Annotated in this window: 20 protein-coding genes and 1 pseudogene; 5 read left to right on the top strand and 16 right to left on the bottom strand. The window is 58.6% G+C overall.

Annotation, left to right across the window (positions count from 1 at the left end):
• From lysS to xerD, 5 genes and pseudogenes are all read right to left on the bottom strand, one after another.
• Positions 1-253 (bottom strand): annotated as a pseudogene (lysS, locus tag RTP97_RS18895) (lysine--tRNA ligase); the annotation flags it as partial.
• A gap of 9 nt (positions 254-262) precedes the next feature.
• Positions 263-1,361, bottom strand: a protein-coding gene (prfB, locus tag RTP97_RS18890) for a peptide chain release factor 2 (protein ID WP_312416402.1) whose coding sequence is annotated in 2 segments (ribosomal slippage) — positions 263-1,285 and positions 1,287-1,361 — 1,098 coding nt in all. Because the reading frame shifts where the segments join, the coding sequence is not laid out codon by codon here.
• Between the two features lie 88 nt (positions 1,362-1,449).
• Entirely contained in the window at positions 1,450-3,183 is a 1,734-nt protein-coding gene (recJ, locus tag RTP97_RS18885) for a single-stranded-DNA-specific exonuclease RecJ (RefSeq protein ID WP_312416400.1), read from the bottom strand.
• Between the two features lie 5 nt (positions 3,184-3,188).
• The gene (dsbC, locus tag RTP97_RS18880; RefSeq protein WP_042388024.1) at positions 3,189-3,899 is read right to left on the bottom strand and encodes a bifunctional protein-disulfide isomerase/oxidoreductase DsbC; all 711 of its coding nucleotides are present in this window, start codon (positions 3,897-3,899) and stop codon (positions 3,189-3,191) included.
• 22 nt (positions 3,900-3,921) lie between these two features.
• A complete protein-coding gene (gene xerD, locus RTP97_RS18875; RefSeq protein WP_312416398.1) occupies positions 3,922-4,818 on the bottom strand; it encodes a site-specific tyrosine recombinase XerD in 897 nt (298 codons plus the stop codon).
• 100 nt (positions 4,819-4,918) lie between these two features.
• Here xerD and fldB point away from each other — a divergent pair, with 100 nt between their 5' ends.
• The gene (gene fldB / locus RTP97_RS18870) at positions 4,919-5,440 is read left to right on the top strand and encodes a flavodoxin FldB (protein ID WP_312416395.1); all 522 of its coding nucleotides are present in this window, start codon (positions 4,919-4,921) and stop codon (positions 5,438-5,440) included.
• Between the two features lie 6 nt (positions 5,441-5,446).
• On the opposite strand, the gene RTP97_RS18865 is transcribed toward fldB, so the two are convergent.
• Complete coding sequence (locus tag RTP97_RS18865) at positions 5,447-5,863, bottom strand: protein YgfX (RefSeq protein ID WP_312416392.1); 417 nt, start codon at positions 5,861-5,863, stop codon at positions 5,447-5,449.
• Positions 5,844-6,110, bottom strand: a complete 267-nt coding sequence (gene sdhE, locus RTP97_RS18860) for an FAD assembly factor SdhE (protein ID WP_312416389.1) — start codon at positions 6,108-6,110, stop codon at positions 5,844-5,846. Before sdhE ends, RTP97_RS18865 begins: the two co-directional genes overlap by 20 nt.
• Before the next feature lie 262 nt (positions 6,111-6,372).
• On the opposite strand from sdhE, the gene ygfZ reads away from it, so the two are divergent.
• Entirely contained in the window at positions 6,373-7,353 is a 981-nt protein-coding gene (gene ygfZ, locus RTP97_RS18855; RefSeq protein WP_312416386.1) for a tRNA-modifying protein YgfZ, read from the top strand.
• Positions 7,354-7,434: 81 nt separating this feature from the next.
• On the opposite strand, the gene trhA is transcribed toward ygfZ, so the two are convergent.
• Positions 7,435-8,094, bottom strand: a complete 660-nt coding sequence (trhA, locus tag RTP97_RS18850; RefSeq protein ID WP_312416383.1) for a PAQR family membrane homeostasis protein TrhA — start codon at positions 8,092-8,094, stop codon at positions 7,435-7,437.
• 290 nt (positions 8,095-8,384) lie between these two features.
• Here trhA and RTP97_RS18845 point away from each other — a divergent pair, with 290 nt between their 5' ends.
• Both RTP97_RS18845 and RTP97_RS18840 read left to right on the top strand, forming a co-directional pair.
• Positions 8,385-9,113, top strand: a complete 729-nt coding sequence (locus RTP97_RS18845) for a MurR/RpiR family transcriptional regulator (protein WP_312213086.1) — start codon at positions 8,385-8,387, stop codon at positions 9,111-9,113.
• A 128-nt stretch (positions 9,114-9,241) separates the two neighbouring features.
• Entirely contained in the window at positions 9,242-10,675 is a 1,434-nt protein-coding gene (locus RTP97_RS18840) for a 6-phospho-beta-glucosidase (protein WP_312416380.1), read from the top strand.
• Between the two features lie 78 nt (positions 10,676-10,753).
• Here RTP97_RS18840 and RTP97_RS18835 read toward each other — a convergent pair whose 3' ends face one another.
• The 8 genes from RTP97_RS18835 to RTP97_RS18800 form a co-directional block, all read right to left on the bottom strand.
• Entirely contained in the window at positions 10,754-11,497 is a 744-nt protein-coding gene (locus tag RTP97_RS18835; RefSeq protein WP_312416379.1) for an SDR family oxidoreductase, read from the bottom strand.
• 71 nt (positions 11,498-11,568) lie between these two features.
• Positions 11,569-14,442, bottom strand: a complete 2,874-nt coding sequence (gcvP, locus tag RTP97_RS18830; protein ID WP_312416376.1) for an aminomethyl-transferring glycine dehydrogenase — start codon at positions 14,440-14,442, stop codon at positions 11,569-11,571.
• An 88-nt stretch (positions 14,443-14,530) separates the two neighbouring features.
• Positions 14,531-14,920 carry a glycine cleavage system protein GcvH gene (gcvH, locus tag RTP97_RS18825; RefSeq protein ID WP_042388045.1) on the bottom strand — a complete coding sequence of 130 codons (390 nt, stop codon included), beginning with the start codon at positions 14,918-14,920 and terminating at the stop codon, positions 14,531-14,533.
• Positions 14,921-14,945: 25 nt separating this feature from the next.
• Entirely contained in the window at positions 14,946-16,040 is a 1,095-nt protein-coding gene (gene gcvT, locus RTP97_RS18820; RefSeq protein WP_312416373.1) for a glycine cleavage system aminomethyltransferase GcvT, read from the bottom strand.
• 408 nt (positions 16,041-16,448) lie between these two features.
• Complete coding sequence (gene ubiI, locus RTP97_RS18815) at positions 16,449-17,651, bottom strand: FAD-dependent 2-octaprenylphenol hydroxylase (protein WP_312416370.1); 1,203 nt, start codon at positions 17,649-17,651, stop codon at positions 16,449-16,451.
• A gap of 25 nt (positions 17,652-17,676) precedes the next feature.
• On the bottom strand, positions 17,677-18,855 hold the full coding sequence (ubiH, locus tag RTP97_RS18810; RefSeq protein WP_312416367.1) for a 2-octaprenyl-6-methoxyphenyl hydroxylase: 1,179 nt from the start codon (positions 18,853-18,855) through the stop codon (positions 17,677-17,679).
• Positions 18,852-20,168, bottom strand: coding sequence for a Xaa-Pro aminopeptidase (pepP, locus tag RTP97_RS18805; RefSeq protein WP_312416365.1), 1,317 nt, complete (start codon positions 20,166-20,168; stop codon positions 18,852-18,854). The genes ubiH and pepP overlap by 4 nt, the downstream gene beginning before the upstream one ends.
• Positions 20,169-20,199: 31 nt before the next feature.
• Positions 20,200-20,778, bottom strand: coding sequence for a YecA family protein (locus tag RTP97_RS18800; RefSeq protein ID WP_312212977.1), 579 nt, complete (start codon positions 20,776-20,778; stop codon positions 20,200-20,202).
• Positions 20,779-21,040: 262 nt separating this feature from the next.
• On the opposite strand from RTP97_RS18800, the gene zapA reads away from it, so the two are divergent.
• Positions 21,041-21,370, top strand: coding sequence for a cell division protein ZapA (gene zapA / locus RTP97_RS18795; protein ID WP_103818422.1), 330 nt, complete (start codon positions 21,041-21,043; stop codon positions 21,368-21,370).
• Positions 21,371-21,487 lie beyond the last annotated feature (117 nt).

Genomic DNA, 21,487 nt, shown 5'->3' with positions numbered 1-21,487 from the left:
AGGACGCCTTGCCCATAATACGGCGGGTCATCATCCGCCCGGCCACGCTCACTTCCACGTTCAGCGCTTCCAGCTCATCGTTCTCTTTCGCGTCAAACTCGGCGTGCAGCGTATCGGAGGTACGATCGCGGCGGAAGTCGTTCGGGAACGCAACGCCCTGCTCACGCAGCTGCGCCAGCTTCTCGCGGCGGGTTTTTAGTTCGTTATTAAGATCGACTGCCGCGTCAGCGCCCTGTGCTTGTTGTTCAGACATGTTGGTTCCTCATAGCCCTGCTTTCAAACTTGCTTCAATAAACTGGTCCAGACTGCCGTCCAGCACCGCCTGCGTGTTGCGGGTTTCAACCCCGGTGCGCAGATCTTTGATACGGGAGTCGTCCAGTACGTAAGAACGGATCTGGCTGCCCCAGCCGATGTCGGATTTGTTATCTTCCATCGCCTGCTTCTCAGCATTTTTCTTCTGCATCTCCAGCTCATAAAGCTTCGCTTTCATCTGCTTCATGGCCTGGTCTTTGTTCTTATGCTGGGAACGGTCGTTCTGGCACTGCGTCACGGTGTTGGTCGGAATGTGGGTAATACGCACCGCCGATTCCGTCCGGTTAACGTGCTGGCCGCCCGCGCCGGAGGCACGGTAAACGTCGATACGCAGGTCCGCCGGGTTGATTTCGATATCGATATCGTCTTCCACTTCCGGGTAGACAAATGCAGAGCTGAAGGAGGTGTGACGACGGCCGCCGGAGTCAAACGGGCTCTTACGCACCAGGCGGTGGACGCCGGTTTCAGTGCGCAGCCAGCCGTAGGCGTAATCGCCAATGATTTTGATGGTCACCGATTTCAGGCCAGCAACTTCACCTTCGGACTCTTCGATAATCTCGGTTTTGAAACCGCGCGCTTCGGCCCAGCGCAGATACATACGTGTCAGCATGCTGGCCCAGTCCTGGGCTTCCGTACCGCCGGAGCCGGCCTGGATATCCAGGTAGCAGTCGGCGCTGTCATATTCACCAGAGAACATGCGGCGGAACTCAAGCTGCGCCAGCTTCTCTTCCAGCACGTCAAGCTCGGCAACGGCCTCGTTAAAGGTCTCTTCGTCGTCGGCTTCTACGGCCAGCTCCAGCAGGCCGTAGACATCTTCCAGGCCCTGGCGCATCTGATCCAGCGTATCGACGATGGCTTCCAGGGAGGAGCGCTCTTTACCCAGCGCCTGCGCGCGTTCGGGTTCGTTCCAGACGTCCGGCTGTTCCAGCTCGGCGTTTACTTCTTCAAGACGCTCTTTCTTGGCATCGTAGTCAAAGATACCCCCTAAGAACGTCTGAGCGCTCTGTGAGGTCCTGAATGCGGTTTTTTACAGGATTGATTTCAAACATGGCTGTATTCTTTTCTGCGCTTGTCAAAATGCGGTTATAAGGGCGGGATCTTAGCGGATTCGCGCCCTTTTTTACAGTGAAAGTGATGCTAAATCGGCCAGATATCGTCGATGATTAGCTGCACGCTGCGGTTACCTCGGAACTCGTTAACATCAAGTTTATAGGCAAGGCTCACTTCACGCACGCCGTTGTCCGGCCAGATGGTGGTATCGACGTTAAACGCGATACCGTCCAGCAGCGGGCCGCCGCCGACCGGTTCGACCATGACCTTCAGATGACGCTCGCCGACGATACGCTGCTGTAACAGGCGAAAACGTCCATCAAACAGCGGCTCCGGGAACATCTGTCCCCATGGCCCGGCGTCGCGCAGCATCTCTGCGACCTCCAGCGTCATGTCGGCGGGTGAAAGCGGGCCGTCAGAAACGACTTCACCCTGTAACAGGGCGGGATCCAGCCACTCGGTGACCAGCGCACCAAAGCGCTGCTGGAACTCCTCAAAGCGCGCCGCTTCCAGCGACAGCCCCGCCGCCATGGCGTGGCCGCCGAACTTCAGCATCATGCCCGGATAGAGCGTGTCGAGACGCTCAAGGGCATCGCGCATATGCAGGCCCTGAATGGAGCGGCCGGAGCCTTTCAGCAGGCCATCCCCCGCCGGGGCAAAGGCTATCACCGGGCGGTGGAAGCGCTCTTTGATACGTGAGGCGAGAATACCGACCACGCCCTGATGCCACTCGGGATGATACATCGCCAGCCCGCCGGGCAGCGTCTCGCTGCTGCGCTCCAGTTTCTCGCAGAGCGCCAGCGCTTCGGCCTGCATCCCCTGCTCAATCTCTTTACGCGTCTGGTTGAGGGCGTCCAACTCGCTGGCCAGCACCCGGGCTTCACCCACGTTGTCGCAGAGCAGCAGCGCCACGCCTACCGACATATCGTCGAGCCGCCCGGCAGCGTTAAGCCGGGGGCCAAGGGCAAAGCCGAGATCGCTGGCCGCCAGCTTCTGTGCATCGCGGTTGGCGATCTCCAGCAGCGCCTTAATGCCTGGGCGGCACTTGCCCGCCCGAATGCGGCTCAGACCCTGCCAGGTCAAAATACGGTTGTTGGCATCCAGCGGCACCACGTCGGCTACCGTGCCAAGGGCCACGAGATCCAGCAGCTCCGCCAGGTTAGGCTCGGCCAGACCGCGTGCGGCAAACCAGCCCTGGGCGCGCAGATGGGCGCGCAGGGCCAGCATCAGGTAGAACGCGACGCCCACCCCTGCCAACGACTTCGACGGGAAGGTGCAGTCGCGCAGGTTCGGATTCACGATCGCCTCGGCGTCCGGCAGCGTCTCGCCCGGCAGGTGGTGATCGGTCACCAACACCGGGATCCCCAGTTCGTGGGCGCGATCGACGCCGGCATGAGAGGAGATACCATTATCCACGGTGAGGATCATCTGCGCGCCACGCGCATGCGCCTGATCGACCACTTCCGGGCTTAACCCGTAGCCGTCGTCAAAGCGGTTTGGCACCAGGCAGGTGACGTTCCCGCAGCCCAGCGAACGTAGGGCCAGCACGCTGAGGGCGGTGCTGGTGGCACCGTCGGCGTCAAAATCACCGACAACGACAATACGCAGCTCCTCCTGCAGGGCGCGATAGAGCAGCGCCACGGCGTTATCGATGCCGCTGAGCTGCTGCCATGAGAGCATCCCTTTTACGCTGCGCTCCAGCTCCCCGGCCGAACTCACGCCGCGGCTGGCATATAAGCGCCGCAGCAGTGGGGGCAGGTTCGCGGGTAGATCCGCCGCCTCATCCACTGTTCGGCGGCGAAGTTGTCTCTGATGTTTCACGAAAATTATTTACCGCTCATAGATTTCTGCTGGTCAAGGAATGCCTTCAGCTCCTGCGGACCCTGATAGCCCGGCACGACGTAGCCGTTGCTCAGGACGATAGCCGGGGTGCCGCTGACGCCGAACTGCACGCCCAGCGCATAGTGGTTAGCAATGTCGATATCGCAGCTGGCCGGCTGCACGCCTTTGCCGTTCATCGCGTTGTCGAAGGCTTTGTTACGATCTTTCGCGCACCAGACCGACTTCATGTCTTTTGCCGCATCGCTCTGGATCCCCTGACGCGGGAAGGCCAGATAGCGCACGGTGATGCCTAGCGCATTGTAGTCCGCCATCTCTTCGTGCAGCTTATGGCAGTAGCCGCAGGTGATATCGGTGAACACGGTAATGACGTGCTTCTCCTGTGCGGCCTTATAGACGATCATCTCTTTTTCCAGCGCGTTGAGATGGGTCATCAGCATCTGATTAGTGACGTTGACCGGCTGCGCGCCGCTGACGTCGTACATCGGCCCCTGAATAATATGCTTACCGTCGTCGGTGACGTACAGCACGCCGCTGTTGGTCATTACGGTTTTCATGCCGCTCACCGGCGCAGGCTGGATCTCGGTGCTCTGCACGCCCAGCTTCGCCAGCGACTGTTTGATTGCCGCGTCATCAGCGTGGGCCATCCCGGAGAGCGTTGCCGCCAGCAGGGTAAACATCATTAAACTCTTTTTCATAACCATCCTTAACTGTTCAGCATCATGCCCGGGGGTGATGCTGTTGATGAAGTTGTCGCAGGCGTTCCGTAGCCACATGGGTATAGATCTGCGTCGTTGAAAGATCGCTGTGTCCCAGCAGCATCTGCACTACGCGCAGGTCAGCGCCGTGGTTTAACAGATGCGTGGCAAACGCGTGGCGCAATACGTGCGGCGAAAGCTTTTCACTGTCGATGCCTGCCAGCAGAGCATAGTGCTTAATCCGGTGCCAGAAGGTCTGCCGGGTCATCTGCTGGGCGCGCTGGCTAGGGAAGAGCGTATCGATTGAGGTGCCGTTCAGCAACCACGGCCGCCCATGCTCAAGATAGTTCTCCAGCCAGTAGACTGCTTCTTCGCCCAGCGGCACCAGACGCTCTTTGTTACCTTTACCAATAACCCGCACCACGCCCTGGCGCAGGCTGATGTCGCTCATGGTCAGTCCGACCAGCTCCGAGACGCGCAGGCCGGTGGCATAGAGCACCTCCAGCATGGCCTTATCACGCAGCTCCAGCGGTTGATCCACCAGCGGGGCCTGCAACAGGCGTTCAACCTGGGCCTCGCTGAGATCTTTTGGCAGCCGCTGCGGCAGCTTAGGCGACGCCAGCAGCGCGCTGGGATCGTCCGGACGTAGCTTCTCCCGATACAGGTGCTGAAAGAGACGCCGTATAGCGCTCAGCAGGCGCGCAGAGCTAGTGGCTTTATATCCGCCCTCAATGCGCTCCGCCAGCAGCGCCTGCAGGTCGTCGCTTTGTGTACTCTGTAATGAGAGGCCGCGATGATGTAGCCACTCCACCATCATGCTGAGGTCGCGGCGGTAGGCGCTCAGCGTATTCTCCGCCAGATTACGCTCCAGCCAGAGCGCATCAAGAAACTGTTCTATGCGTGCGAGATCCTGATCCATTTGAGCCTCTTGGGGTCTGCGGCTCTCCATTATGCCTGATTGCCTACCGATTCTGGTACACTGTGCGCAAAGCCCCATCAGGAATTGAGACGTTTACGCTATGAACATTGGTCTTTTCTATGGTTCCAGTACCTGCTACACCGAAATGGCAGCGGAGAAAATTCGCGACGTTATCGGCCCGGAACTGGTCACGCTCCACAACCTGAAAGACGACGCTGTCTCCTTAATGGAGCAGTACGATGTCCTGATCCTCGGCATTCCCACCTGGGATTTTGGCGAGCTTCAGGAGGACTGGGAGGCGGTCTGGGACCAGCTCGACGGCCTGAACCTCGACGGTAAAATTATTGCGCTGTACGGTATGGGCGATCAGCTCGGCTACGGCGAGTGGTTTCTCGACGCGCTCGGCATGCTGCACGACAAGCTGGCCACCAAAGCCGTCACCTTTGTTGGCTACTGGCCGACAGAGGGCTATGAGTTTACCAGTCCTAAGCCGGTGATTGCCGACGGACAGCTCTTTGTTGGCCTGGCGCTGGATGAAACCAACCAGTACGATCAGAGCGAAGAGCGCATCCAGAGCTGGTGCGAACAGATCCTCAACGAAATGGCCGAGCAGTTCGCCTGATTGGTTTCAACGTGCTCCCGCCGCCGGTTGCTGTAGCAGCACCCGGCGCAGGTCACGCCACTCGCTCTCATCCATGCTGTCCGACGACAGCCACAGGTGATGAATACGCCCGCCCTGCTCTTTACGCAGGCGCAGCATCATGCCGTTGGTCAGCATCCAGGGCGTGCCGATAATCTCCCACTCCACGCCTTGCCAGCGCAGCCGGGAGTCCATTAGCAGCTTAATCTCACCGTGACAGGCGTTGATACGCCGCTGGCTGCGCACGCAGTCAAACACCACCAGTGAGAGCAGCATGAGCCACAGTGGCGTATAGCGCAGCGGCCAGGGGGCCAGCAGTATTAACGCTGCCACCAGGCCGTGAAGCAGGAGAGAGAGCCACTGGGAGCGCCAGGAGACGCGTAGATCAGATTGCCACAGGACCACGTTCCCGATTCCGTGTCTGAATTAACTGCACCATTCTCTGCAACTCCGTGTCGGCAGGTTCACCGTGATTCATTAACCAGTTAAATAAATCTGGATCGTCACTTTTCAGCAGGCGGACGAATAGTCGTTTATCGTCGTCGCTCAGCGTATCGTACTCATGTTCAAAAAAAGGCATGATGGAGATATCCAGCTCGCGCATTCCCCGGCGGCATGCCCAATGGATGCGGGCTCTATTATTTATGTCCATGTCTTCTCCCTGCATTACGATATAGAAGTATCGATAGTGCAGACAGTGTATCGTGTTTTTTGTTCATCCTTTACTGGAAAGTTGATAATTAGGAAGGGTGCTTCCAACATAAAACATGCCGTAGGTACGTTTTGCATTTTATTGCGTAGCGCTACGCATCCCGGCACAGTGAGCACGAATTGTATGCTTTTACCGCTTGCATTGGTCGGCGGCTCTTTTACCATTAAGCATCTAACAGCGTTAAGCAAACCAGGATACTATTATGGCCTTTACTCCTTTTCCTCCGCGCCAGCCTTCCGCCTCTGCGCGTCTGCCGCTGACGCTTATGACCCTCGACGACTGGGCGCTGGCAACCCTGACCGGCGCAGATAGCGAAAAGTATCTGCAGGGCCAGGTTACTGCTGACGTTGCCGCCCTGACCGAGCACCAGCATCTGCTGGCCGCGCACTGCGATGCCAAAGGCAAAATGTGGAGCAACCTGCGCCTGTTTCGCCGCGACGGTGGCTTTGCCTTGATTGAGCGCCGCAGCATTCGTGACGCTCAGCTGACCGAGCTAAAAAAATACGCGGTCTTCTCTAAGGTCACTATCGCACCGGATGACGAACATGTGCTGCTGGGCGTGGCCGGTTTTCAGGCCCGCGCCGCGCTGGCGAACGTATTTACCACCCTGCCCGACGCTGAAAAGCAGATGGTGCAGGAGGGGACAACCTCGATTCTGTGGTTCGAGCACCCGGCAGAGCGTTTCCTGCTGGTGACGGACGTTGCCACAGCGGAGCTGATTGCCGAGAAGCTACGCGGTGAAGCGCAGCTGAACAACAGCCAACAGTGGCTGGCGCTGAATATTGAAGCGGGCCTGCCGGTGATCGACGCCGCTAACAGCGCCCAGTTTATTCCGCAGGCAACCAACCTGCAGGCGCTGGGCGGCATCAGCTTTAAGAAGGGGTGCTACACCGGGCAAGAGATGGTGGCCCGGGCGAAGTTCCGCGGTGCCAACAAGCGCGCCCTGTGGTATCTCGCAGGTAAAGCGAGCCGCCTGCCGGAGCCGGGTGAAGATCTTGAGCTGAAGATGGGTGAAAACTGGCGTCGCACCGGTACCATTCTGGCAGCGGTACAGCTTGAAGATGGTCGTCTGCTGGTACAGGTAGTGATGAACAACGATATGGAGCCGGACAGCGTCTTCCGCGTGCGCGACGATGCCAATACGCTCAGCATCGAGCCACTGCCCTATTCGTTGGAAGAGTGAGCCGTTACGCCGGGTGGCGGCTTCGCCTGACCCGGCCTACAAAACCGTAGGCCCGGCAAGCTTGCGCCGCCGGGCGAAAACTCAAACCTGCCCGACGTAAAGATAGATCGCGAGGAAGTGGCACAGGCTACCGCCTAGCACAAAGCCGTGCCAGATCGCGTGGTTGTAGGGGATGCGCCTGCACACGTAGAAGATCACCCCCAGCGAGTAGACGATCCCCCCAGCGGCCAGCAATATGAGCCCGCCCGCCGAGAGCCTGACGGCCAGCTCATAGATGACCACCAGCGACAGCCAGCCCATCGCCAGATAAGTTACCAGGGAAAGCATCTTAAAACGGTGGGCAATGGTTAATTTGAACAGGATCCCGAGCAGCGCCAGACCCCAGATAACAATCATCAGGCCGCGCGCCAGCGGCGAATCCAGCCCTACCAGTAAAAAAGGCGTGTAGGTACCGGCTATCAGCAGATAGATAGCACAGTGGTCAAACTTCTTCAGCCACGGCTTTGCGCGCGGATGGGGAATAGCGTGATAGAGCGTTGAGGCCAGAAACAGCAGGATCATACTGCCGCCGTAAAGGCTATAGCTGGTAATGGCCAGTGGGCTGGCGTGATTATCCATCGCCTGCATCAGCAGTAAAACCAGTCCCACTACGCCGAACACCAGTCCAATACCGTGGCTAATGCTGTTGGCTATCTCCTCAGCCAGTGAATATCCCTGTTTTTTTAATGGCTTATCAACCATAGCTTACTCCATAAAACAGAGGCTTACGCCGGGTCACTCAGTAGCCGATAGCTGCCTGAATGATAACCAGTATAGAGTAACTGAGAATGATTCCAGTGCACACCTGTTAGCCAAAATAAATATTTCCGTCAAAAAAGTATAATAAACTCACGCTTCGCTCAGGCTACAGCTGTTCCGCTTTTCAGAGCGGGGCGCGTTGCGACGCGGATTCCCGTTTCGGGCAAAATGTGGCAGCATAGAGAGGTGCCATACCGCGCAGATAACCGTCTGAAAAAGGAAGCCTCGTGACCCTGTTTAACCATTCCGCTGTTGCCAGCCTCAACAACCTTGAGATGATGGTCTACAACGTGGTCATTAAAAATCGCGACAAGGTGATGTACATGACCATTCGCGAGCTGGCCGATGCGGCAGGCGTCTCCACCACTACCGTTCTCCGCTTCTGCCGTAAGCTGGAGTGCGAAGGCTATTCGGAGTTCCGCGTGCGCTTTAAATTATATTTAGCGCAGAGCGAACCGCAGCCCGCTAATTTCGGTGCCAGCGAAATTATTAGCTTTTTTAAAAGCGTTAATAACGATGAATTCGATCGCCTGCTGGATCAGGCCGCGGATATTATTCTGGCCTCCGAGCGAATTATATTTGTCGGCGTAGGCACATCCGGATCGCTGGCAAAATATGGCGCACGCTTCTTTTCTAACGTGGGTAAATTCAGTAACCACGTTGACGACCCCTATTTTCCCGTCACCAACGATATGGCAAAAAACGCGCTGGCAATTGTTCTCTCCGTCTCCGGCGAGACCGAGGAGATCCTGCGCTTCGCCAGCCAGTTCAGCCTGCATCACTGTAAGGTGATGTCGATTACCAGCCACGAGCACTCAGCGCTGGCTAAGCTGGCGGATTTTAACCTCTCCTGGCATATTCCCCAGACGCGTATTTCAGGGGGCTATGATCTGACTACCCAAATTCCCGTGATCTATATTCTTGAAACGCTGGGCCGCAAGCTGGCGAAAAAATTAGCCTGAAAAAACAGGCTGTTTTTTCCCTGTAACATATTACCGAAGCGGCAAAGTGTTATATCGTGACTTTCGATTAAGCTTTGCTAGACTCGGCGTAGACCTATTTTCTGTCGGTTACAGCGGGATAAATAAGCATGAAAAAGATCACCTTACCAAAAGACTTTTTATGGGGCGGCGCGGTTGCTGCGCATCAGGTTGAAGGCGGCTGGAACAAAGGCGGCAAAGGCCCTAGCATCTGCGACGTGCTGACCGGCGGCGCACACGGCGTACCGCGTGAGATCACCCAGGAAGTTGTGCCCGGCAAATACTATCCGAACCACGAAGCCGTTGAGTTCTACAGCCACTACAAAGAAGACATCAAGCTGTTTGCCGAGATGGGCTTTAAGTGTTTCCGTACCTCTATCGCCTGGACGCGCATCTTCCCGAACGGTGATGAGCAGACGCCGAACGAAGAGGGTCTGAAGTTCTATGACGATATGTTCGATGAGCTGCTGAAATACAACATCGAGCCGGTGATCACCCTCTCCCACTTTGAGATGCCGCTGCACCTGGTGCAGGCCTACGGCGGCTGGACCAACCGTAAAGTGGTGGATTTCTTTGTGCGCTTCGCCGAAGTGGTCTTCGAGCGCTATAAGAGCAAGGTCAAATACTGGATGACCTTTAACGAGATCAACAACCAGCGTAACTGGCGCGCACCGCTGTTTGGCTACTGCTGCTCCGGCGTGGTCTATACCGAGCATGAAAACCCGGAAGAGACCATGTATCAGGTGCTGCACCACCAGTTCGTTGCCAGCGCCCTGGCAGTGAAGGCGGCGCGGGAGATCAATCCAGAGATGCAGGTTGGCTGCATGCTGGCGATGGTACCGCTCTATCCGTTCTCCTGTAAGCCGGAAGACGTGATGTATGCCCAGGAGTCAATGCGCGAGCGCTGGGTCTTTACCGACGTGCAGCTGCGCGGCTACTACCCTTCCTATGTTCTGAACGAGTGGGAGCGCCGTGGCTTTGATATCAAAATGGAAGCCAACGACGAGCAGATCCTGCGTGACGGTACCTGCGCCTACCTCGGCTTCAGCTACTACATGACCAACGCGGTGAAAGCGGAAGGCGGCAGCGGCGATGCGATCTCTGGCTTCGAAGGCAGCGTGCCGAACCCGCACGTTAAAGCTTCTGACTGGGGCTGGCAGATTGACCCGGTCGGCCTGCGCTATGCTCTGTGCGAGCTGTACGAGCGCTACCAGAAGCCGCTGTTTATCGTGGAAAACGGCTTCGGCGCGTACGATAAAGTGGAAGAGGATGGCAGCATCAATGACGACTACCGCATTGATTACCTGCGCGCCCACGTGGAAGAGATGATCAAAGCCGTGACCTACGACGGCGTCGATCTGATGGGCTATACCCCGTGGGGCTGCATCGACTGCGTATCCTTCACCACCGGTCAGTACAGCAAGCGCTATGGCTTTATCTATGTGAACAAGCACGACGACGGCACCGGTGACATGTCCCGCTCCCGTAAGAAGAGCTTTAACTGGTACAAAGAGGTGATCGCCAGCAACGGCGAGAATCTGTAACGCCGTATTGCCGGGCGGCGCTGCGCTTGCACCGGCCTACGAACCCTGTAGGCCCGGTAAGCGTAGCGCCACCGGGCGTTATTTGCCGCCCGCCATCTCAATAAAACTCCCCGTCACGTACGACGCCTTCTCGCTCAGCAGCCAGACTATCGCCTGCGCCACCTCTTCCGGCTGGCCGCCACGCTGCATCGGCAGCGCTGATTTAACCCGATCTACTCGTCCAGGCTCCCCGCCGTCGGCATGCATCTCGGTATAGATAAACCCTGGCCGCACGCCGTTAACGCGAATGCCCTGCGCCGCGACCTCCAGCGACAGCCCTGTAGTCAGCGTATCGACCGCCCCTTTCGAGGCGGCATAGTCAACGTATTCACCGGGCGATCCCAGCCTTGCCGCCGCCGAAGATACGTTGACGATGGCCCCGCCCTTGCCGCCGTGCCGGTGCGACATCCGCTTTACCGCCTCGCGACAACAGAGAAAGTAGCCCGTCACGTTGGTCGCCAGCACGCGGTTAATGCGCTCGGCGGTGAGGTTTTCCACGGTGCTCTGGGTAAAAAGAATGCCTGCGTTATTAACCAGCGCGGTAAGCGGCTCGTTCTCACTGTCGATACGGGTAAACATCGCCAGCACCTGCGCTTCATCGCTGATATCCGCCTGTACCGCGAACGCTCTGCCGCCCGCAGCGAGGATGGTATTCACCACCTCAGTTGCCGCCTCCACGTTGTGATGATAGTTAACCGCCACGCTGTAGCCTTCACGCGCCAGCTCCAGCGCAGTGGCCCTGCCAATCCCCCGGCTTGCGCCGGTTACCAGTGCAATTGCCATTCGTCATTCTCCAGATAGAAAAAAGCCGGGCGGCGCTTACGCTTGCCCGGCCTACAATATGGCACAAAATATTACTGATATTCGCTCATCGGCACGCAGGAGCAGAAGAGGTTGCGGTCGCCGTAGACGTCATCAAGACGCTTCACGGTCGGCCAGTACTTGTTTGCAGACCCTGCCGGGAAGACCGCCAGCTCGCGGCTGTAGCCGTGGCTCCACTCCGCCACCAGCTCGTGCTGGGTATGCGGGGCGTTAACCAGCGGATTGTCCTCCAGCGTCCACTCGCCGTCCTGCACGCGATCGATCTCCATGCGGATAGCCAGCATCGCGTCAATAAAGCGGTCCAGCTCGGCTTTGCTCTCGGACTCTGTCGGCTCTACCATCAGGGTACCCGCCACCGGGAAGGACATGGTTGGCGCGTGGAAACCGTAGTCGATGAGTCGTTTGGCGATATCCAGCTCGCTAATGCCGCTCTGCTCTTTCAGCGGACGAATATCCAGAATGCACTCGTGCGCCACGCGGCCATCGCGGCCGGTATAGAGCACCGGGAAGGCAGACTGCAGGCGGGTCGCAATGTAGTTGGCGTTGAGGATTGCCACCTGGCTGGCTTTTTTCAGCCCCTCCGCGCCCATCATGCGGATGTACATCCAGCTGATCGGCAGAATAGAGGCGCTGCCGAACGGAGCAGCAGAGACTGCACCCTGACGGGTCAGCATCCCTTCAATCTGTACCACGCTGTGGCCCGGCACGAACGGGGCCAGGTGCGCTTTCACGCCGATAGGCCCCATGCCTGGACCGCCGCCGCCGTGCGGAATGCAGAAGGTTTTATGCAGGTTGAGGTGCGACACGTCTGCGCCGATAAAGCCAGGAGAGGTGATCCCCACCTGGGCGTTCATGTTCGCGCCGTCAAGATAGACCTGACCGCCATACTGGTGGACGATTTCGCACACTTCGCGGATCGTCTCTTCATACACCCCGTGGGTAGACGGGTAGGTCACCATGATACAGGAGAGGTTATCCCCCGCCTGCTCGGCCTTGGCACGCAGATCGGCCAGGTCGATGTTACCGTTTTTATCGCAGGCGACCACAACCACCTGCATCCCGGCCATCTGCGCCGACGCCGGGTTGGTGCCGTGGGCGGAGCTTGGGATCAGACAGATATCGCGGTGACCGTCGTTGCGGCTCTCATGATAGTGGCGGATCGCCAGCAGGCCTGCGTACTCACCCTGCGCGCCGGAGTTCGGCTGCATGCAGAGGGCATCGTAGCCGGTCAGCTTCACCAGCCAGTCAGAGAGTTGGTTGATCATCTGATGATACCCTTCCGCCTGGTCTGCCGGGCAGAACGGGTGCAGCTCGGCGAACTCAGGCCAGGTGATGGGGATCATCTCAGCGGCGGCGTTCAGCTTCATGGTGCAGGAGCCGAGCGGGATCATCGCCTGGTTCAGAGCCAGATCCTTGCGCTCCAGGGAGTGCATGTAGCGCATCATCTCGGTTTCGCTGTGGTAGCGATTGAACACCGGATGGCTCAGAATGGCGTCATCACGCAGCATGCCCGGCTGGATCGCGCGGCTGTCGTGGGCCACCTCTTTGTCCAGCGCATCGATATTCAGGCCATGACCATCGCCGACAACCACGTCAAAGAGCTTAACCACATCTTCGCGGGTGGTGGTTTCGTCGAGGGTAATACCTACGGCGTGATGGATGTCGCTACGCAGGTTGATCTCTGCCGCTTCCGCACGCGCCAGCACCGCCGCTTTGTCAGCGACCTCTACGCAGAGGGTGTCAAAGAAGTGCGTATGGCGCAGCTTCAACCCTTTCTGCTGCAGGCCGGTGGCCAGGATATCGGCCAGGCGGTGGATACGACCTGCAATGCGCTTCAACCCTACCGGACCGTGGTAGACGGCGTAGAGGCTGGCGATGTTAGCCAGCAGCACCTGCGAGGTACAGATGTTGGAGTTCGCTTTCTCGCGGCGGATATGCTGCTCGCGGGTCTGCATCGCCATGCGCAGCGCGGTATTACCGGCAGCATCTTTCGATACGCCGATAATGCGGCCCGGCATGGAGCGTTTGAATTCATCTTTGGCAGCAAAGAAGGCTGCGTGCGGGCCGCCGTAGCCCATCGGCACGCCGAAGCGCTGCGCGGAGCCGAAGACGATATCCGCCCCCTGCTTGCCTGGTGCGGTCAGCAGCACCAGCGCCATAAAGTCTGCCGCGACGCTCACGATAACCTTGCGCGCTTTCAGCTCGCTAATGAAGGTGCTGTAGTCATGGACTTCGCCAGTGGTGCCTACCTGCTGGAACAGCACGCCGAAGAGATCCTGATGATCCAGCGCCTTGTCGGCGTCGTCGACCACGATCTCAAAGCCAAAGGTTTCCGCGCGGGTGCGTACCACGTCGAGAGTCTGCGGATGCACGTCGGCGGCGACAAAGAAGCGGTTTGCCCCCTTCAGCTTGCTGACGCGTTTGGCCATCGCCATCGCTTCGGCCCCAGCGGTCGCTTCATCAAGCAGCGATGCGGAGGCGATATCAAGGCCGGTCAGATCCAATGTAACCTGCTGGAAGTTGAGCAGGGCCTCAAGGCGGCCCTGGGAAACTTCCGGCTGATAAGGGGTATAGGCGGTGTACCAGCCTGGGTTTTCCAGCATATTGCGCAGGATCACCGGCGGCAGCTGCACGGCGGTATAGCCCATGCCGATGTAAGACTTAAAGCGCTTGTTGCGCGCTGCGATGGCTTTCAGCTCGGCCAGCGCAGCAAACTCCGTGGTCGCGTCGCCAATCTGCGGCGGCGTCGCCAGCTGAATGTCCTGCGGGACAATCTGGCCAATCAGGGCGTTGAGTGAATCTGCCCCAACGGTTTTCAGCATCTCTTGCTGCTGAGCAGCGTCCGGCCCGATGTGGCGATCGACAAAGGCGTCGCGGTGTTCAAGCTGGCTTAAAGTCTGGGTCATGAGCGATGGTTCCTGAAACGTGCGGTGAATCGTGGTTGTCTTAACCTGAAATGCCCGGTGGCGCTATCGCTTACCGGGCCTACAGGCTTTACTCGTCTTCTAATAGAGATTCGTACGCGGTCGCGTCCAGCAGGGCTTCAACCTCTGCTTCGTCGCTGGCCTTGATCTTAAAGATCCAGCCACCAGCGTATGGCTCGCTGTTGACCAGCTCCGGGTTGTCGCTGAGCGCATCGTTAACTGCCACGATCTCGCCGCTCACCGGCGCATAGATGTCAGAAGCCGCCTTAACGGATTCTGCCACTGCACAGTCATCGCCCGCGCTGACGGTAGCGCCCACGTCCGGCAGGTCAACGAACACCATATCGCCCAGCAGCTCCTGCGCATGTTCGGTGATGCCTACGGTGTAGGAGCCGTCTGCCTCTTTGCGCAGCCATTCGTGTTCTTTACTGTATTTCAGGTCGCCAGGTACATTGCTCATTAACATTTCTCCACGATAGATTAGGTTACGCGACGGCTTTGCCAGCGCGTACAAAAACAGGTTTCGTTACCTTCACCGGCATTTCACGGTTGCGGATCTGCACGATGGCCGTGTCGCCAATCCCTGCCGGTACGCGGGCCAGCGCAATGCTGTAGCCCAGCGTCGGCGAGAAGGTGCCGCTAGTGATAATGCCTTCCTGTGAATTGCCGCTGGCGTCGGTGAAGCGCACCGGCAGTTCGTTACGCAGCACGCCTTTTTCGGTCATGATCAGGCCAACCAGTTGCTCAGTCCCCTTTTCACGCTGTACCTCCAGCGCTTCGCGGCCGATGAAGTCACGATCGGCGGGCTCCCAGGCGATGGTCCAGCCCATGTTGGCCGCCAGCGGCGAAACGCCTTCGTCCATCTCCTGACCGTAGAGGTTCATGCCTGCCTCCAGACGCAGCGTATCGCGTGCGCCCAGGCCACAGGGCTTCACGCCCGCGCCAATCAGCGCCTGCCAGAAATCCGCCGCTTGCTCACTCGGAAGCGCAATCTCATAACCCGCCTCGCCGGTGTACCCGGTGGTAGCGATAAACCAGCCGTCTGACTCCACGCCAAAGAAGGGTTTCATGCCTGCTACGGCCTGACGCTGAGCATCGGTAAACAGGCCTGCCGCTTTCGCCTGGGCATTTGGCCCCTGGACGGCGATCAGGGCCAGATCGTCACGGACGGTAATGTCGATATCAAAGGGAGCCACATGCTGGGTGATCCAGGCAAGATCTTTTTCCCGGGTAGCGGAGTTCACCACCAGGCGGAAGTGCTCTTCGGTAAAGAAGTAGACGATCAGATCATCAATGACGCCGCCGGAGGCGTTGAGCATACCGCTGTAGAGCGCCTTACCCGGCTGGGTCAGTTTGGCAACGTCGTTGGCCAGCAGGTGGCGAAGAAACGCCCGGCAGCGGCTGCCGCGCAGGTCAACGATGGTCATATGCGAGACATCAAACATACCGGCATCGGTACGCACCGCGTGATGCTCATCGATCTGCGAGCCGTAGTGCAGCGGCATCATCCAGCCGTGGAAATCCACCATGCGTGCGCCGCAAAGCGTATGTTGTTCGTATAAAGGGGTTTGCTGAGCCATCTTTTCCTCATTGAATAAGCGGGGCCAGGATAAATAAGGCGAAGTCGTAAGCAGGTAGCCTCGTTTCCAGACGGCGACGCAAACGTTACCTTTTGCCTGAACTTATCATCGAACAGCAGGCATAACCATAAGCAAAAATGTTCCATCACATTAGCTTATGACCCAAAAAGCCAAACCGGGCGGCAGGATATTACACTGCCAACAGGCCATGGTTTTGCGATAAACATCATAAAACAGACGATGAGCGGCCCATAAGTCAGCGTATTACGCGGCAAAGCGCGCAGATTTCCAGAGCGGGAAAAATAGTGGGATGAGAAAAAGTAATCCGAAAACAGGGGTGAAATTAGAATATTTCAAATGAGGGAAGGGTACCCCTCCCCAGGGCTGGGGAGGGAAAGTGTGATCGGGTTAACGTAACCACTCTGGCAGATCGTTTAGCCCCATCGCCTGGCGAATAAGCTGCGGCTTGACGCCCGGTAGCGTATCGGCCAGCTTCAATCCGAGATCGCGCAGCAGCTTTTTCGCCGGATGCGTACCGGAAAACAGCTCGCGAAAGCCCTGCATACTCGCCAGCATCACCCCGGCGCTGTGTTTGCGGCTGCGCTCGTAGCGGCGCAGGTAGAGATGCTGGCCGATATCTTTGCCCGCACCGTGCAGGCGCTTAAGCTCGTTCACCAGCTCGGCGGCATCCATAAAGCCAAGATTTACGCCCTGCCCTGCCAGCGGATGGATGGTGTGCGCTGCATCGCCCACCAGCGCAAGTCGGTGCGCGGCAAACTGGCGCGCATAGCGGCCCGTCAGCGGAAAGACCAGCCGCTCGCTCTCAACGTGGCAGAGGCCGAGACGGTTGTCGAACGCCATATCCAGCGCCTGATTGAAGGTCTCCTCTGTCGCCTCCTGCATGCTGGCTGCTTCAAGCGGCGGCAGCGACCAGACGATGGAGCAGAGGTGCGGATCGCTCAGCGGCAGGAAGGCTAAGATGCCGTCGCCGTGGAAGACCTGACGCGCTACCGCCTCGTGAGGCTCATCAGTGCGAATGGTGGCAACCAGCGCGTGATGGCGATAGTCCCAGGAGGTAAGCGCAATGTCGGCCTTATCGCGTAGCCAGGAGTTCGCCCCATCCGCGCCGACGACCAGCCGCGCCGTTAGCATGCCGCCGTCTTTCAGGGTCAGAAAGGCTTCGTTTTCACCCCAGGCGACCTGCTGCACCCCAGCGGGTGCCAGGAGCGTGACGTCCTGACACTGCTGCGCTTTCTGCCACAGCGCCTGATGGATCACATCGTTCTCGATAATATGGCCCAGGTGACTATAGCCCATGCTGCGGTCGTCAAAAGCGATGCGGCCAAAGCTGTCTTTGTCCCACACCTCCATACCGTGATAGCAGCTGGCGCGGTTCGCTACGATGGATGACCAGACGCCAAGGCGCGTCAGCAGTTTTTCACTGGCGGCGTTGATAGCCGAGACGCGAAGCGCAGGCGGTGCGTTCTCCGGCAGCGGCTGAGGCGGGTTTTGCTCCAGCACCGCTACGCGCAGGCCGCTCCCCTGTAATCCACAGGCTACCGCCAGACCAACCATGCCGCCGCCAACAATTGCTACATCTATATTCTGCAAAATTCACTCCCAAAGCTAGCGCCTTTTATCGTGCGACCCAGCCTAATGTCCGTTGCGCCAGCACGTCGCGTGCCGGAGTAAAAAGTTCCATTGCCATCAGACCGGCGTTGCGACCCGCGACCAGCGGCGACCAGCGGTTAGCAAACAGCTGCACCAGCCCGTCAGTGACGCCGATTGTCGCCTCTTTGTCACTCTGGCGGCGCTGCTGATAGCCGTGCAGCACGGACCAAGATCCGATGTCGGTATTCTCTGCCCGCGCATCAGCCAGCGTCTCGGCCAGGCTCATCACATCGCGCATGCCGAGGTTGAACCCCTGCCCGGCGATGGGGTGCAGCGTCTGGGCAGCGTTACCCACCAGCACTACGCGGTGCGATACCGGCGAGGACGCGGTAGTTAACGCCAACGGATAGGCGCTGCGGGTGCCCGCGTGGACAATGCGCCCAAGCCGCCAGCCGAACGCGCTTTGCAGCTCGTGGCAGAAACGTTCATCGGACCAGGCCATCACCTCGTCACGCTTCTCCAGCGGATGGCACCAGACCAGCGAGTAGCGCCCCTGCGACATGGGCAGCAGCGCCAGCGGGCCGTGCTCGGTGAAGCGCTCGAAGGCTCTCCCATTGCCAGCAACCGATGTGGTGACGTTGGCGATCAGCGCCACCTGATGATACGGCTCCTGCTGCCAGCCGATACCACACTGGGCTGCCAGTGCCGATCGGGAGCCGTCAGCCGCCACCAGCAGGCTTCCCTGTAACGTTTTACCGCTCTCCAGCGTGACGCTGACGCCCTCCTCGCTGCGGGCGAAATCGCTCACGCGGTCAGGACAGTGCAGCGTGACGCCGGGCGCACGGCGTAGCAGCGAAAACAGCCGCTGCCCCACCTCGTGCAGCTCTACGACGTGCCCGAGGGCATCGACGCGGTAGTCCTGCGCTTCCAGCGTGACAAAGCCCGCATGACCGCGATCGCTCACGTGAACGGTGGTGATGGGCGTAGCGCACTGGGCAATGTGCTGCCAGATACCGATCCGCGCCAGATGCTGGCAGGTGCCCTCGGCCAGGGCGATAGCGCGGGCGTCAAACCCAGGGTGCGCCTGTGCTTCCGGGGCGGTCGCTTCGATAAGATGCACCGGCAGCGAGCCGTGCGTCAGGCGCGAAATAGCCAGCGCAAGCGTAGCGCCGGTCATCCCGCCGCCGACGATAATGACGCTCATGAACGCGTCGCCGCCGCCATCAGCGCCTCGATCTCATCGGCCTTTTTCACTACGCTGGCGGTCAGGTTCTCGTTGCCATTTTCGGTGATGAGGATGTCATCCTCGATGCGAATGCCAATGCCACGATACTGGGGCGGCACGTCGGCATCCGGGGCGATATAGAGGCCTGGTTCAACGGTCAGCACCATGCCCGGCTCAAGAGTGCGGGAGCGGTCAGGCCCGTAAACGCCGACGTCGTGAACGTCCAGACCCAGCCAGTGGCTCAGGCCGTGCATAAAGAAGGCGCGGTGGGCGTTATCGGTAATCAGCTGGTCAACGTCGCCCTTCAGGATATCGAGCTTCACCAGCCCGGTAATCATGATCCGCACCACTTCACCGGTCACCTCCTGAATAGAGGTGCCCGGACGGAACAGGGTCAGCGCAGCGTCGAGAGAGGCCAGCACGATGTCATAGATCTCGCGCTGGGCCGGGGTAAATTTGCCGTTGATCGGGAAGGTGCGGGTAATATCCCCTGCGTAGCCCTGATACTCGCATCCAGCATCGATCAACACCAGCTCACCGTCGCGCAGCTCGCTTTCGTTCTCGGTGTAGTGCAGGATACAGCCGTTTTCACCGCCACCGACGATAGTGTTGTACGACGCAAAGCGCGCCCCGTGGCGGTTGAACTCGTGCAGGATCTCGCCTTCAAGCTGATATTCAAACATGCCCGGACGGCAGGTCTGCATCGCCCGGGTGTGGGCTAAGGCGCTGATCTCCCCTGCGCGGCGCAGAACGTCAACCTCTTCCGGGGATTTAAACAGGCGCATCTCGTGAACGAGGGGACGCCAGTCGGTAATGGAGAGCGGCGCGGTGAGATTCTGCCGGGATCCTTTGCGCAGCGTATTCAGCGCGGTGAAGAGGATCGCATCCGCATAGCTGTATTCGCCCTGCGCGTGGTAGACCACGTCGAGGCCGTTAAGCAACTGGTAGAGCTGCTCGTTGATTTCACTGAACGCCAGCGCCCGATCCACGCCCAGCTTCTCCGGGGCGGCCTCCTGGCCCAGCCGACGGCCGAACCAGATCTCTGCGGTTTTATCTCGCAGGCGGTTGAACAGCACGCTGTGGTTGTGGGTGTCATCACTCTTGATCAGCACCAGCACCGCTTCTGGCTCGTTAAAGCCGGTGAAGTACCAAAAGTCGCTGTTTTGACGGTAAGGATATTCACTGTCGGCGCTGCGGGTCGCCTCCGGAGCGGAGAAGATCAGCGCCGCGCTGGCCGGAGCCATCTGCGCAAGCAGCGCCTGGCGGCGGCGAAGAAACTCAGACTGGGTCATGACACCTCCTTTTTAGCATTCAGTACGACGCTTAATGTAGCGTTGGCTTACGCACTTCCGGTGCGGTCGGCTGTGGACGGGTAAAGGTATCGTGGCAGAGCAGCGCCGCCACGCGGACGTACTCAACGATCTCTTCGAGGGACATCTCCAGCTCTTCCTGATCTTCGTCCTCGTCGTAGCCCAGCTGCGCGATATTGCGTAGATCGTCGATAGCCTCGCCGGTATCGCCGGTGACCTTATCGAGCTTCGGCTGCGTGACGCCCAGCCCCAGCAGGAAGTGGTTCACCCAGCCCGCCATAGCGTCGGCCCGGTCAAACACGCTGACCTCGTCGCCATCCGGCAGAAAGAGCTGGAACTGGAAGCCATCGTCCTCCAGCGCGTCGCTGGTGGCGGCGTGCATCTTGCGCAGCGCCTCGGCCAGCTCATGGCCGAACGCCAGGCCTTCGTTGGTGAGATCGTGCAGCAGCGGCTGCCACGACGTGTCGTTATTGCCGCCGCAAAGCATCCCGCCGATCAGACCGTGCATCTCGGCTGGCGTTAAGCCAACACCCTGTTGGTTGAGTAACTGGTTCAATTCATTGTAACCAGGCATTTCGTTCTGTATTGACATGCGCATTCGTCGTCGTTGGGAGGAAGATTCATGGTATGCTACCACTTTGGACCCTGGTGATATAGCCGTCAGATTTCGCCAAACATGCGTTTGCGACCTTTACGTATAGGTTTCTTTTTACGGCTATGTTAAGAGAATAGGCTAAGAGTTCAGGTTATGAGAATCTGCTTGAATCCTCTAACCAGGGTAGCTATAGTGTCGCCCCTTCGCAGCCATGACTCGGTTGCCAAGGTAGAGCGCAGTCAAACAGCAGGAAGGTGTCATGTCTGCACAACCCGTCGATATCCAAATTTTTGGCCGTTCACTGCGCGTGAACTGTCCGCCTGAACAGCGGGACGCTCTCAATCAGGCTGCAGATGATCTGAATCAGCGGTTGCAAGATCTGAAAGTTCGCACTAGAGTCACAAATACTGAGCAGCTCGTTTTCATCGCCGCGTTGAACATTAGCTACGAACTGGCTCAGGAAAAGGCAAAAACCCGCGACTACGCATCCAGCATGGAGCAGCGTATTCGACTGTTACAGCAGACCATCGAACAGGCATTGCTTGATCAGGGTCGCATAAACGAAAGACCGGGGCCTAAGTTTGAATAACACTTCAAGGTCTACTATGGTAGAGTGACCGTGAAGAAAAAATTTCTCTGAGATGTTCGCAAGCGGGCCAGTCCCCTGAGCCGATATTTCATACCACAAGAATGTGGCGCTCCATGG

Source organism: Pseudescherichia sp., from assembly GCF_031998825.1.
GTDB lineage: Bacteria > Pseudomonadota > Gammaproteobacteria > Enterobacterales > Enterobacteriaceae > Pseudescherichia.
Note: the sequence above shows the minus strand (reverse complement) of the source record. Positions and strands in the feature narration are given on the sequence as shown.

Coding starts and splice junctions, on each gene's coding strand:
- dsbC (WP_042388024.1), bottom strand. CDS start 3,899: ATGAAAAAGAGTTTAATGATGTTTACCCTGCTGGCGGCAACGCTCTCC.
- fldB (WP_312416395.1), top strand. CDS start 4,919: ATGAACATTGGTCTTTTCTATGGTTCCAGTACCTGCTACACCGAAATG.
- sdhE (WP_312416389.1), bottom strand. CDS start 6,110: ATGGACATAAATAATAGAGCCCGCATCCATTGGGCATGCCGCCGGGGA.
- xerD (WP_312416398.1), bottom strand. CDS start 4,818: ATGGATCAGGATCTCGCACGCATAGAACAGTTTCTTGATGCGCTCTGG.
- RTP97_RS18840 (WP_312416380.1), top strand. CDS start 9,242: ATGAAAAAGATCACCTTACCAAAAGACTTTTTATGGGGCGGCGCGGTT.
- zapA (WP_103818422.1), top strand. CDS start 21,041: ATGTCTGCACAACCCGTCGATATCCAAATTTTTGGCCGTTCACTGCGC.
- gcvH (WP_042388045.1), bottom strand. CDS start 14,920: ATGAGCAATGTACCTGGCGACCTGAAATACAGTAAAGAACACGAATGG.
- RTP97_RS18800 (WP_312212977.1), bottom strand. CDS start 20,778: ATGTCAATACAGAACGAAATGCCTGGTTACAATGAATTGAACCAGTTA.
- ubiH (WP_312416367.1), bottom strand. CDS start 18,855: ATGAGCGTCATTATCGTCGGCGGCGGGATGACCGGCGCTACGCTTGCG.
- trhA (WP_312416383.1), bottom strand. CDS start 8,094: ATGGTTGATAAGCCATTAAAAAAACAGGGATATTCACTGGCTGAGGAG.
- gcvT (WP_312416373.1), bottom strand. CDS start 16,040: ATGGCTCAGCAAACCCCTTTATACGAACAACATACGCTTTGCGGCGCA.
- gcvP (WP_312416376.1), bottom strand. CDS start 14,442: ATGACCCAGACTTTAAGCCAGCTTGAACACCGCGACGCCTTTGTCGAT.
- pepP (WP_312416365.1), bottom strand. CDS start 20,168: ATGACCCAGTCTGAGTTTCTTCGCCGCCGCCAGGCGCTGCTTGCGCAG.
- RTP97_RS18835 (WP_312416379.1), bottom strand. CDS start 11,497: ATGGCAATTGCACTGGTAACCGGCGCAAGCCGGGGGATTGGCAGGGCC.
- ygfZ (WP_312416386.1), top strand. CDS start 6,373: ATGGCCTTTACTCCTTTTCCTCCGCGCCAGCCTTCCGCCTCTGCGCGT.